Genomic DNA, 12,853 nt, shown 5'->3' with positions numbered 1-12,853 from the left:
GTGTATATCTTAATGAAGAAAGGTTATGTATGAGAGGGTTTAAGGTGTTTAGTGGCAATGCACATAAAGAGTTTGGGCAGGAGTTTGCCAAGCATTTAGATGTCGTGCTTAGTAAAATTATGATCAATCGCTTTAGCGATGGCGAAATTGGCGTGCAGATCCAAGAATCTGTGCGAGGCAAAGATGTCTTCATAATCCAGCCTACTTGTATGCCCACAAATGACAATCTTATGGAGCTACTCATTATGAGCGATGCTTTTAAGCGCAGCTCTGCTAGCTCTATCACGGCGATTATCCCTTACTTTGGCTATGCGAGGCAGGATCGCAAAGCCGCCCCACGCGTGCCAATTACTGCCAAGCTTGTGGCAAACCTTATCCAAAATGCGGGCATTGATCGCGTGATCACTATGGATTTGCACGCAGGGCAGATACAGGGCTTTTTTGATATTCCGGTGGATAATCTCTATGGCTCAATTATTTTCCAAGATCATATCCGTAGCAAAAAGCTCCCAAATCCCATCATCGCTAGCCCAGATATTGGCGGTGTGGCTAGGGCTAGGTATTTTGGGCAAAAGCTTGGGCTTGATTTGGTCATTGTCGATAAGCGCAGGGAGAGGGCAAATGAAAGTGAAGTGATGAATATCATCGGTGATGTGAGTGGTAAAGATGTGATTTTGGTCGATGATATGATCGATACTGCTGGGACAATGTGCAAAGCCGCTCAAGCACTCAAAGATAAAGGTGCTACTTCTGTGATGGCTCTAGGCACACACGCGATTTTAAGCGGTCCGGCGATTTCTCGCATACAAGAGAGCGTGCTAGATGAGGTGATTGTAAGCAACTCTATCCCCTTGCATAAAGCGTGTGAGAAGATCACCGTGCTAAATGTCGCGCCATTGTTTGCGGAAGTTGTGCGTAGAATCTACCACAATGAAAGTGTCAATTCACTATTTATGTAAAGAGTGGCTATGGTTTTTGAACACGAGATCCCAGAGGGGACGAAGCTGTATTTTGGCAAGAGTGCTAGGATCAAGCGCGAGCTAGAGAGTGCGGCGTGCGAGATATTCTATCGCCATAATTTTGAAGAAGTGGTTACGCCGTATTTTTCTTACCTTGAGCATCAGCAAAACTTCTCCGATCGGCATTTGATCCGCCTAAGTAGCCAAAACAATCACCAAATCTCTCTGCGCTATGACTCCACAATCGATACTATCCGCACGATCACCAAAAGGCTAGGGCGAGCGACTAGCCATAAGAAGTGGTTTTATATCCAGCCTGTGTTTAGCTATCCTACTAATGAGATTTATCAAATCGGCGCAGAATCCATCCACGATGGAAATTTGCAGAGTATGATTGGTATTGGGCTTGAGATTTTGTCTCGTTGTGGTGTTAAGGCGATATTGCAATTTAGCAATATTAAGATTCTAGAGCTTACCCTAGCAGAAATTGGCATAGATAAAGACACTTACAGATCCCTATCACTGCGCCAGATCGCGCAAAAAGCACGCTTTGTGCAAGATCTTTTGCGTATCAATAGCTTGCACGATCTTGATAGCTTCTTGCCAGATGCGCCGATGTTTGTGCGCTTTGAGCTAGAGCGATTATCCCATAAAGCGCACGCGTGTGGGTATGAGCATATCCTAATCTCGCCGCTTGAGTTGCCGCTTGTGGATTATTATGATGATGTGGTTTTCCGTATTTTTAGCGAGAATGACACGCTTGTGCTTGGCGGTAAATACAATATCCAAGAGTGCTTGTGCTGTGGGTTTGGGATTTATGTGGATAATGTGATTGGTCATATTCTGGCACATAATTTAGCAAAAGAGTAAGGAGAGTATATGGCAGATTTGATTGTGGGGATTCAGTGGGGTGATGAGGGCAAGGGCAAGATTGTCGATGTGCTGGCAAAGGATTATGACTATATTGTCCGCTATCAAGGAGGGCATAATGCTGGGCATACTATTGTTGTGGGTGATACAAAATACGCCTTACACCTAATCCCTTCAGGTATCATCACGCCTAATTGCCTAAATATCATTGGCAATGGCGTGGTGATCGAGCCTAGCGCACTCATTGAAGAAATGCGACAATTTGGCGGCGAGCAGGCTTTGCTTGGGAGGCTGTTTATCTCTGATAGGGCGCATATTATCCTGCCCTTTCATCAAAAAGTGGATTCTAGCCTAGAATCCACAAACGCCATAGGCACGACCAAAAAGGGCATAGGACCTTGCTATACGGATAAAATCGCGCGTATAGGGCTAAGGGCGTGTGATGTGCGCAACTTCCCCGCACAAAGGCAAGCCATCACCGCGCGTTTAAGTGAGCGCGTGCAGAGCTTGATAGAATCTGGTGTGTTAGATTCTAGTGTAGAAGAGCTTGTGCAAGCAAGCTTAGAGTCCCTAGAATCCGCCCATAAGATTCTATCGCCCTTCATCACTGATACGACTGCGCTACTTTGGGAAGCACAAGAGCAGGGCAAAAAGATTTTGCTAGAGGGCGCACAAGGCAGTATGCTTGATATTGATCACGGCACTTACCCCTTTGTAACAAGCTCGACTACTATTGCCGCAGGATCTTGCGCTGGGAGTGGGCTAGCCCCGCGCGATATTACTAGCGTGCTTGGGATTATGAAAGCTTACTGCACGCGCGTGGGACACGGACCTTTCCCTACTGAAGATTGTGGTGAGTATGGGAGGATCTTGCGCGATAAGGGTGTGGAATTTGGCACGACTACGGGACGCGAGCGGCGGTGCGGGAGCTTTGATGCCCTTGCTGCGCGCTATGCGTGCAAGCTTAATGGCTGTGATAAAATCGCGCTGATGAAGCTTGATGTGCTAGATGGATTTGAGACAATTGCTGTGTGTGTGGCATATCAATACCAAGGGCGAAAGATTGAGTATGTGCCAAGTGATTTAGAAAATGCTACGCCAATGTATGAGATCCTGCCCGGCTGGGCTGGAGAGATGAGCAAGGGGGTGAAAAGCTATGATGCCCTGCCAGAAAATGCAAAGGCGTATATCGCGCGTTTAGAGGAGCTTGTGGGGGTGAAAATCGCCCTTATCTCAACAGGTGCAGAGAGAAGCGAGATCATTTATCGCTAGAATCCACTTTTGATGAAAACACCATTTGACAAGCTTATCAAAGCCCAAGAGCAAAAGCTCTCTTTATGTGAGCAGCATATTGTCCGCTACAACAACGAAATCGCCGCCAAGCAAAGCCAAGTCAATGGGCTAATCGAGCAAATCGCCACGATGAATCTCCCGCAGTCAGGGGATTTTAGTGTGTTTCTCCAAGCCAATGCCAAAAGAAGGGCGTTTGTCTTTGAAATAGATTCTATACAAGAGCAGATCGCCCACGACAAGGCGCGGATACAGGAGTTAGAGCAAGAGTATCGGCTGCTGTGTGTGGAGTTTGAAAAGCTTAAACATATCCGCGATAAAGAGCGCGAAAAGTTTCTTAAAGCACTTAAGCAAAAAGAGCGCAAAGAGCTTGATGAAATTGCAATCCTACTTTACAAAAAGGAGCCATTGTGAGAATTTTAGTAGCAGTGCTGGTGTGTGTGTTGTCTGTGGTCTATGCGGAGAAAAAGGAGCCAAATCCTGACGCGCTTTTGCAGTGTAATGCAATCTTTGAAGCGCGTAAAGATGAAATCGCTCAAAACTTACGCACCTTGAATGAAAAAATGCAAAATCTCGAAGCCTACAAAAATGCCACACAAAATATCCTAGATCAAAAGCAGGCAAAGCTACAAGAGCAAGAGCAAGCCTTGAAAGCTAAAATAGAAGAAGCTACCAAAGAAGCCCAAAAGCAAGCAAAACTTCAAGATGATAAGAAAAAAGCCATAGAGGCACTGATCGCTAAAAATGAAGCCTTGCTAAAAGAGATCCAATCATCTGCAAACACTAAAGTCGCAAAGAGTTTTTCTGGTATGAAAGATTCTAAAGCCGCGCCAATTATCGCAGAGCTAGATGATGCAGAAGCAGCGACTATACTCTCATCACTCACTGCTGCGGAGATGGCAAAGATCCTAGCTAAAATGGACGCCAAGCGTGCCGCAGAGCTTACCAAAATCATCGCCAAAGGACCGCCCTTTAGCAATGATAAGCCAAAATCTAGTCCAAAAGTAGCAGAGGTGCCCGGCGATAGCCCAAAGGCTCCTGAGCAAGATCAAGTAGATTTCCAAGAAAATGGCGGGATCTAGTCTTATCCAGCCTTTTAGATGATGGCACACTGCTTGGCATAGATCAAGCAGTGTAGATTCTACACGATAGCATTAGTCGCATTTCTAAGGTGCAAGGTCCCACTTTTCTTCATTTATACGAGATACTTACACTACTTATCAATGGATTTGTATTTAATTCTTAAGGTATTAACTAATCATTAGAACAAGTGGCAGTATATTGATATACCCCAAACAAAGGAGTATATATGAAAGTATTATTCACCATAGCCTTTGCCTTGCAAAGTGCTTTATATCCGTTAGTGGCAGAAGTGCTAGAATCTAAGCCTGCTCCTGTGGTGCAGCATAAAGTCCAGCCGCCTAAAGATAGGTCATTGCAGGTTGTTACATCTAAAGGCTACAAGCTGTGCTATGCACCTACTTTTTCAAGCTACGCAGCTCATTACTCTTATATTGGGCTTGTGGATTGCTCATCAAGGAGGGCAATCCCAGCTAGATTTGATGCCTTTGGGCGCATTGGCTTTAATATCAACAAAACTTGGCTTTGCTTGACTGCGCCAGATTCTGTATGGGCGAGAGAAAAGACATTTGACTATCTCTTCCTTTCCCCTTGTGTCATCAATCTCAAAGCCCAGCAGTGGAAAGTCCAAAATGGGCGGTTTGTCTCACGCGAGGCATTTTATAGCATTAAAGATGATGGTAGCTATCTCTATGCCGCAAAGCCAAGGGATAAAAAGCTCTTTTTTCATAAGCTTTCATCAAGTATGACAGAGTGGTCAAAGACAATCGCTATGCCCGGAAATCTAAGTATTTTTATGTGGATTGGCTGGGATTTGATCGATCGCTATGGGCAGCAACGCTACTTTTTGCGCAGTAATTATTCTGATAAAAACACGATGATTTTATACTACAACCTAATGAGTGGGCATATCGCAGAATACTATGAGCCAACAGGGCGATTGTATTGTATGTATTCTGATACACGCAAGCAAAATTGGGACTGGGTGTGGTGGGCATTGTGCGATGATACAAAGCCCCCTAAAGTCAATCGTGCATATTTTAAGCCTATCCCTGTGGGGCAGAATCTCTACTCCTTTGAGGATAAAGATGGCAATATCCTGCGTGTAACGCGCTATGGATATTATTGGGGTGTGCCTTATACGGTCAATAAGCGATATATCGCCAAAGACACGGGCAAAAGCCCTACTTCTGCCTTTGTTGTTGATCCTTATATGGAAGTGTGGCTGCGCTTTATTTATGCGAATGCCGGGAGGAATTTGCATAATTGTCCAGCTCCGGGGCATTGGCTTGGGGATCCCTATAAGAAAAAGACAAATATCCCGCCCTTGCCACCAAGCTTTAATTTAAGTGAGCAGTGGATACAGCGGCTTTTTGCCATTGATTACAGCACAGATATGACAACCCCTGCAAGTGGGATTTGCGGTGTATGTCTGCTACAAGCATATCAAATGATAGCCGAGCTACTGCATTTTCAAACCCCTCTTACAAGTGGCGGATATTTTTTTGACACAGCACCGGGTAGGAATCCTTTCCCCTCCTTTCAAGCTAGAAACTCTATCTTGCACCAAACGCTAGAAGATATTATGAGCTACTATAATTATCCTGTTACAGGGCGTAGGGATTCGTTTTTGCGCAATGTGGAGAGGGCGTATGCAAGCAGTATTTCTATGCTGCCGCAGTATGATTGGACAATGCTTGGGCAAGGGGTAACACAAGCTGAAGTAGATAGCCTTATGCAGCGCGTGATCAACTCCCCTGCTGGGAGTGTGTTTCTTTTTACAATGGCGAGATTTGATCCAGATTTACGCACGCTAACCGCGCACGCTGTGCCTGTTTTACGCTTGCAAAGTGGCGTGGTAACAATCCCCGCAAACTCTCTTGTAACTATGGAGGAGTATCGGGCGAGATTAGTGCCTGCAAATAGTGTAGCCGAGCTTAGAGAGCGGCTGGGGCGATTTGCAGGGAGACATATCAATGTCGTGGGGCTTGGGGTATTTTCTGTGGATAGGGCATATCGCAATGGCTTTGAAGGCATTGTGTCTTTGAGCGATTGCAGTGGTGATGGGAGCGATAGGAGAGGGAATGGACTTTTGCCCTTGCCAGAGCTTTTAAATCAGTGCATAAGTGGGCGGTGTGAATACTAGATCTAGCCTTAGGAGCCAAGTAGCCATATCACGCTAATGTGTGCTAGAATTGCGCAAGACTCAGCAGGGGAAAATCTATGCACGAATCTACACAGCCTACCACACAGGAAAAAGATCTTACACAAGCTTCATCTAGCCTAGATTCTAGCGCGCAAGACTCTAGGCTACCACCTAAGCTAGAATCCACTTTGCTAGATTCTGCCAAAGACTCTCTACTAGAATCTAATCTCAACTCCACAGAATCCACCCTGCTAGATTCCGCTCAAAAATCCACCCCGCAAGAGCAACGAGTGATAAAAATCATTCTAGGTGTGGGCATTGCCCTTGTGCTTGGCATTATTGCAGCGATTGTGGCAAGAGTGTATCTTGGAGCGTCTTTTAAGGTTTCAGCCTTGCTTGGCATTATTGCCCTGCTTGTTGCACTCTGGACGAATAAAGCCCTGCCGCTAGGCGTTGTCTCACTTTTGCCCATTATCCTTTTCCCAAGTTTTGGCATACTTGATACCAAAAGTGCTACGGCAAATTATGCTAATCCTATCATTTATCTCTTTTTGGGTGGCTTTATGCTCGCTACCGCCACAGAAAAAATTGGGCTACATAAAATCATCGCTAAAAAGTTTCTCTCCCTTTTTCCGCAAAATCCTAAGGGTGTTATCTCTGCTTTGGGGCTTGCCTCTTGTGTGCTTGGCACAGCTTTATCAAACTCCACAACCGCGATTTTGCTCCTGCCTATTGCCTTATCAATCACACAGGATTATTTTCTTAAAATGCGTTTTTTACTCGCCGTGGCATTTGGGGCGAGTATCAGCGGGATTACAACGCCTATTGGCTCACCGCCTAATCTTATCTTTCTAGGATTCTTAGAAAAGCTTGGCTTTGATGGTATAAGCTTTACCACTTGGATTTTTATGATGGCTCCACTTACTTGCCTTATGCTTTATACGATGATTTATATACTCTCTTTTGGCACACAAGGTCATAGCGTGGAGTTTAAGGCGTTTGAAAATATACAAGTTCGTGCTGAACATAAGCGATTATTATTTTTCATCGCTCTTTTGCTTGTTGTGTTATTTTTAAACTCGCCTATTAAGCCTTTTTACAATGGCTTGGGGCTAAATGAAAATGTGATTTTACTAGCCTTTGGGCTACTTATGTTTGTGCCAAAGCTTGGGTTTTTGGATTGGGACGATTCTAAGTCTATCCCTTATGAGCTGATATTTTTGTTTGGTGCGGGGTTTTGTATCGCCACTGCCTTTTCTCAATCCGAGCTTGGCGGGGTGTTTGAAAGCTATTTTATGCGCTTTGCTAATTTGCCATTTTTTGTATTTTTACTCCTTGCTTGTGTTTGTGCGATTATCGCCACAGGCTTTTTAAGCACAACGGCACTTATTGCTATTTTACTACCTATCATTTATACCGCTACGCAGTCGTTTTTGGTCGCAGATGAGCCGACAATCACAATGCTTGCTATCACAATTTGTGCGAGCTTTTCTTTTATGATTCCTATCTCCACACCGCCTAATGCCATAGTCTTTGAAAAAGGCGGTATCAAAGTGTGGGATATGGTGCGATTTGGCTTTTTGCTAAGTGTTGTGGGGATTGTAGCGGTGAGTATCTTTGCCTTTGTATATTGGCGGTGGTTTTTGGGGTAGATTAAGGGCAGGCTAGGATTTAGACAAATGGCTTTGTGGCGCGTTTGGGGGGCTAGTGTTTGGGGGGCTTGCTTTTTTTGCGTTTGTGGTCTTGAAGCATTTTTTTAAAATCGCTCAAATCCTCTTCTGTGGCGATGATGTCTTTGGAGTCTAGGGGGAGCTGCTGCTCTTGCGTGGCTTTAGATTCTAGTGCGCCCATACCCTCTAGGGCAAGATCGGAGTAAAAGTCGCGTAGCTCGATTTGCAGGCGTTTATTTTCTAGCTCAAGGGAGGAGATGTGGATTTTTAGCGTGCGGTTTTCTTTGAATGCTACGCGATATTTTTTATACACATCTTCGCTAAAGATTTTTTGCGCGGGTTTTGCTTTGGCTATGGAGCCATCTTTTAGGTAGATTTGCACGCTTTTTAGGCTGCCGGGTAGGATCTGCTTGCGCGATTCTTGTAGCTCTAGCTTGGCTTTTTTGGCTTGGGTTATGATTTTTTGCACGCTGATTTCATCGTGGAGTTTGGCTAGCTCATTGCTCGCATTGCGTTTTTTGGATTCTAGCTTTTGGATTTGCTCTTTTAGCGCACTCTCTTTGGCGCGCAAGTCTTTTAGCGTGGCTTGTGAGCTTAGGATTTCATCTTTGTAGCTTTGCAGCTCTTTTTGCAAGGAATCTGCCTTATCTATGATCACCCCAGCAAGCTCCCAGCTCTCTTTGATCTGCTCTAAAGTCAGCTCATCGGCGTGCTTGACAAGGTCTTTTAGCAAGTCTTTTGTAAGTGGGGTATCCATAGATTCTCCTTGATCTGCCTACTCTAGCATTTCTAGCCGCAGTAGTAGCATATCTCTGCCTTGCGTGATTTGCACACTCTTGCTCGCGCATTGTGGGCAAGTGGCGTAGTCTTGCTGCTTTGGCGCACTAGTAGTGCCACAAGAGCTACACGCAAGCATTATGGGCTGGATTTGTATCTCTAAATGCGCGTGCTTTGTGTAAATGCTCTCTTCTTTAAAGGTCTCAAACGCACTTTGTAGCAAAGCTACTTCTATGCCGCTATGCTCGCCAATACCCACGACAATCTTCTCTATCTTACTCGCACCAGAATCTAGCGCGTAGTGATCGCATTGCTCTAGTAGGGCTGTTACGACAGAGTATTCGTGCATTTTGGAGTCTTTCTTCTTGGTATTTGCGCGGATTTTAGCATATTTTGGTGTGTTTGTGGTTGCGCTATGAAGTCTGCTATAATGCCCCAAATCTTTCAACCTCTTAAGGATACACTATGCTAGAGCCAAATACCACTACTTCAAGCACACTTCCTCCGCGCTATAAAACAAAGCAGATTCTAGTTGGCAATGTCGCTATCGGTGGCGATGCGCCTATATCTGTGCAGAGTATGACATTTACCAAGACCAAAGACATACAGGCTACAAAAGAGCAGCTAGATCGCTTGGCTTTGGCTGGAGCGGACATCGTGCGTGTGGCAGTAAGCGATCTCAAAGATGCCCACGCGCTTAAAGACTTGCGCGCGATCTCCCCGCTGCCGCTTGTCTCTGATATACACTTCCGCTATGAATACGCGCTTATCGCCGCAGAGTCGGTGGATTGCATCCGCATAAATCCGGGCAACATCGGCTCAAAGGATAAGATCAAAGCCGTGGCAGATGCGTGCAATGCGCGTAATATCCCTATCCGCATAGGTGTTAATGGCGGCAGTTTAGAGAAGCAGTTTGAAGAAAAGTATGGCGCGACTCCAAAGGGTATGGTGGAATCTGCTTTATACAATATCAAGCTTTTAGAGGATTTTGGCTTCACAAACCTCAAAGTCTCGCTCAAAGCCAGCGATGTGGAGCGCACAATGGCAGCATATAGAATGCTACGCCCACTTGTGGAATACCCCTTTCATCTAGGCGTTACAGAAGCAGGGACGATGTTTCACTCCACGATTAAGTCTTCTATGGCACTTGGGGGGCTGCTTATGGAGGGCATTGGCGATACGATGCGCTGCTCAATCACCGGCGAGCTAGAGCAAGAAATCGCCCTAGCGCGCGCGATCTTGCGATATAGCGGGCGGCAGAAGCAGGGCATCACTATCATCTCCTGTCCTACTTGTGGGCGCATACAAGCAGATCTAGTCAGTATGGTAAAAGAGGTGGAGAAGCGACTAAGCCATATCACCACGCCGCTGCAAGTAAGCGTTATGGGCTGTGCGGTGAATGCTTTAGGAGAGGCAAAGCACGCGGATATTGCCATAGCCTTTGGGCATAAATCAGGAATGATCATTAAAGAGGGTGAAGTGCTACGCAAGCTCCCAGAAGAAAAGCTCCTAGAATCCTTTGTCGCAGAAGTGGAGCAAATGGCACAAGAGCGCGCCCAAGCGCAGTAGCCATAGAGAGATACTAGCGATAGAAAGTCCTAGAATCCACTTTTAAAAAAGTGGATTCTAGGATTATGCTATGGATTGCCACGCCGACTTTATCGGCTCGCGAGTGAGAGAAAATGGGCTTTTTCACAAAGCCTGTTTTACTTCAAAAAGCTTGGTTTGCTTTACAAAACCTGTTTTACTTCAACACGATTCTAAGAGTTGCGGTGGGGCTTTGCGTGCTTTGAAAAAATTTAGGGTAGGAGCTATCTTGGCGATAGTGACTGCCCTAAATTTTTTCAATGGCGTGAATTGCTCGCCCAAGACTGAATCGCCTACTCCCTAGAATCCACTTTTAAAAAAGTGGATTCTAGGGCTAGAGTCTTTGCTAGAATCTATTGCACCCTAGTAGCGTAGGGTTTGTTTTAGCAAGGATTCTATATCCACTTTATGTCCCAAAAGCTCTTGATAGATGATGTAGTTTGCTAGCACTTTCATACCATAGAATCTAGGCTCTTCATTGGCAATTAGCTCCATAGAGAGCCAGGGCTCATATTTGCGATTTTTTACAAATAGCTGCCCCTTCGCCAATGTCCTGCGCCAAAATCCCGGACCGCCATTATACGCATACGCGACAAAAAGCGGGTGCTTAAACTCATCGTTTAGCTCTTCTAAAAACATCGTCCCAAAGGTGTAGGCAAACTCTGGCTTAAACAAATCTTCTAAAGTAACCTTATGTTTGATCCCAAGCTTTTTGGCAAAGGGCTCTAAGTTAAAGGGCATAATCTGCATCATACCAAGCGCGTAAGAGCGCGAGACAAGAGCTGGGATAAAGTGGCTTTCTTGCTTGGCTATGGCTAGGCTCATCGCCTTTTGCTTATCATCGCGCCAATGCACCAAATCCACATAGGGCATAATGTAGTAATTCACGCTATATTTAGTGATACGATTGCTGAAATGCGCTAGGTGCGGAGTGGTATCAATCGTGTAGAATCTATTGACTTCTTCTTCATAGCGTGTCATATCCTTGATAGAGCCGATACTATCTCTTGCCACTTGCCACGCAAATGGATCACTGATATTGATAGGGGGCTTTTTTAGGATTAGCCCATCAAAGCTTGATACAATCTCGTAATTTGGCTTTGTTTTTAGCTTTTGATTCGCATAGATAGAAAAAATATCCACAAATTTACTTGTCTGCAAATCGTGCAGAAACGCTACATTGCCGCTTACAAGGTATTGCCAAAACATCGCCCTATCTTTGAAAAACGGATCAATAGCTGCATTTCTTGATCGCTCAAAATACCGCAGTGCTTGCTGTTTGGAGTCATTGAGTAGCTCATTGATCCCTAGCAGGAAGAAAGTGTTGCTATCTGAAGTGGTGATGTCTGCTTTGGCGATTGCTTGCTTAAAGGCTAGGAGCCTAGAATCCAAAATGATATGCTGCAACACGCGGTTAAAGGAGCTGGCGTTTTGGTTGGCAAGTCTTTGGATCGCTTTTGGATCTGGGCTTTTGGCAAAGATTTGTAGCTTTTGCTGATAGGTTAGGGCGTTGAAAATCTCGGCAAAGACTTGCGCATTTGCGGCAAACATTGCTTGAGCTATATCGCTAGATCGCAGGATTTTTATTTTTGCAAGGAGATTTGGGCTTTTGGCTAGCTTTTGCTGCAAGGTGGTGATTTGACTAGCGGGCATTGTAGGGACTTGGGAGAGCTTTAGCCCAAAGGCTATGCACTGCTCATCTTGCTTTACAAGCTCGGTGATAGGGAGCTTGGCGCAGGCGATGTTCTTGGGTATCTTGGGGTGGTAGCCCTTGGCTTGCAGGGCGGATTTGAGCTTGGGGATCTCTCTATACACAAGATCATACGCTTTAAGCGATTCTTCTAGGCTTGTGTCTTTATCGCTGATAAATTCCCAGATATAAAAATCCCTTGCAATGCCTTTAGGCTTGGATCCTAGCTCTTTTAGAGTGAGCAAGGGCTTGGCAGATAGGGCGGCACATAGACAAAAAGCAAATAGTATAAAACGCATTTTCCCTCCTTGCTAGCGAGCTAGGGCAAACGCCACTTGCATAATCACTTGATCCAAAATCTGCAGCCCAATAATCACTGCTAAAGGCGAGAGATCCACACCATTAAACACAAGAAAATATAGCTTCCTGCGTGCAAAATCCAGCACCGGATAGCTTAGGCGGTAAAGCACCTGCACGATAGGGTTGCTAGGATCTGGACGCACCCAGCTAAGAAAGACTGCAATAATTAGCACCCACATATATGCCCAAATTAGCATATGAAGCATATTGGCGATAGAGGTAATGATAATTCCCATTTTTTCATCTCCTTTTTTAGTGTGGCGTTGGCTTTTTGCGAAAAAGCGGGGAGTTTGCCTTTTGTTTGTGCGATAGCCACTCAAGGCTTATCTCCGCACAAAAGGCTGCGCAACCCCGCTTTTTCATCAAAAATCCTTCCGCCTGCGACTTCTTTAACCTTTGAGCCTTTTTGTCAAACATCTTAAAA

The 12,853-nt window shown here is 45.2% G+C and carries 12 protein-coding genes; 8 read left to right on the top strand and 4 right to left on the bottom strand.

Going from position 1 to position 12,853, the window contains the following annotated elements; genetic code table 11:
* Positions 1–29 precede the first annotated feature (29 nt).
* The 7 genes from NYG90_RS03675 to NYG90_RS03645 all read left to right on the top strand — a co-directional run bounded on the left by NYG90_RS03675 (position 30) and on the right by NYG90_RS03645 (position 7,997).
* Positions 30–959, top strand: coding sequence for a ribose-phosphate pyrophosphokinase (locus NYG90_RS03675; RefSeq protein ID WP_115012100.1), 930 nt, complete (start codon positions 30–32; stop codon positions 957–959).
* 9 nt (positions 960–968) lie between these two features.
* On the top strand, positions 969–1,829 hold the full coding sequence (locus NYG90_RS03670; RefSeq protein WP_115012099.1) for an ATP phosphoribosyltransferase regulatory subunit: 861 nt from the start codon (positions 969–971) through the stop codon (positions 1,827–1,829).
* A gap of 9 nt (positions 1,830–1,838) precedes the next feature.
* Positions 1,839–3,101 (top strand): adenylosuccinate synthase, encoded by a 1,263-nt coding sequence (locus tag NYG90_RS03665; RefSeq protein WP_285264714.1) that lies wholly within the window; start codon positions 1,839–1,841, stop codon positions 3,099–3,101.
* A 12-nt stretch (positions 3,102–3,113) separates the two neighbouring features.
* Positions 3,114–3,533, top strand: coding sequence for a flagellar FliJ family protein (locus NYG90_RS03660; RefSeq protein ID WP_285257089.1), 420 nt, complete (start codon positions 3,114–3,116; stop codon positions 3,531–3,533).
* Positions 3,530–4,201 (top strand): MotE family protein, encoded by a 672-nt coding sequence (locus NYG90_RS03655; RefSeq protein WP_181814263.1) that lies wholly within the window; start codon positions 3,530–3,532, stop codon positions 4,199–4,201. The genes NYG90_RS03660 and NYG90_RS03655 overlap by 4 nt, the downstream gene beginning before the upstream one ends.
* A 227-nt stretch (positions 4,202–4,428) precedes the next feature.
* A complete protein-coding gene (locus NYG90_RS03650; RefSeq protein WP_285256950.1) occupies positions 4,429–6,345 on the top strand; it encodes a DUF1561 family protein in 1,917 nt (638 codons plus the stop codon).
* Positions 6,346–6,422: 77 nt separating this feature from the next.
* Positions 6,423–7,997 carry an SLC13 family permease gene (locus NYG90_RS03645; protein ID WP_285256949.1) on the top strand — a complete coding sequence of 525 codons (1,575 nt, stop codon included), beginning with the start codon at positions 6,423–6,425 and terminating at the stop codon, positions 7,995–7,997.
* Positions 7,998–8,049: 52 nt separating this feature from the next.
* On the opposite strand, the gene mua is transcribed toward NYG90_RS03645, so the two are convergent.
* Together mua and hypA are read right to left on the bottom strand one after the other, a co-directional pair.
* Positions 8,050–8,772: a nickel-binding protein Mua gene (gene mua / locus NYG90_RS03640; protein ID WP_285264713.1), complete on the bottom strand. Its 723-nt coding sequence runs from the start codon at positions 8,770–8,772 to the stop codon at positions 8,050–8,052.
* An 18-nt stretch (positions 8,773–8,790) separates the two neighbouring features.
* A complete protein-coding gene (gene hypA / locus NYG90_RS03635; protein WP_115012357.1) occupies positions 8,791–9,141 on the bottom strand; it encodes a hydrogenase/urease nickel incorporation protein HypA in 351 nt (116 codons plus the stop codon).
* Between the two features lie 116 nt (positions 9,142–9,257).
* On the opposite strand from hypA, the gene ispG reads away from it, so the two are divergent.
* Positions 9,258–10,361, top strand: coding sequence for a flavodoxin-dependent (E)-4-hydroxy-3-methylbut-2-enyl-diphosphate synthase (gene ispG, locus NYG90_RS03630; RefSeq protein WP_285256947.1), 1,104 nt, complete (start codon positions 9,258–9,260; stop codon positions 10,359–10,361).
* A gap of 381 nt (positions 10,362–10,742) precedes the next feature.
* Here the strand turns inward: ispG and NYG90_RS03625 are convergent, their stop codons facing one another.
* On the bottom strand, positions 10,743–12,368 hold the full coding sequence (locus NYG90_RS03625; RefSeq protein WP_285256946.1) for a lytic transglycosylase domain-containing protein: 1,626 nt from the start codon (positions 12,366–12,368) through the stop codon (positions 10,743–10,745).
* Between the two features lie 12 nt (positions 12,369–12,380).
* On the bottom strand, positions 12,381–12,665 hold the full coding sequence (locus NYG90_RS03620) for a YggT family protein (RefSeq protein ID WP_115012092.1): 285 nt from the start codon (positions 12,663–12,665) through the stop codon (positions 12,381–12,383).
* Between the last annotated feature and the right edge of the window lie 188 nt (positions 12,666–12,853).

The sequence above is a fragment of the Helicobacter zhangjianzhongii genome (genome assembly GCF_030249855.1).
In the GTDB taxonomy this organism is placed as follows: domain Bacteria; phylum Campylobacterota; class Campylobacteria; order Campylobacterales; family Helicobacteraceae; genus Helicobacter_B; species Helicobacter_B zhangjianzhongii.
Note: the sequence above shows the minus strand (reverse complement) of the source record. Positions and strands in the feature narration are given on the sequence as shown.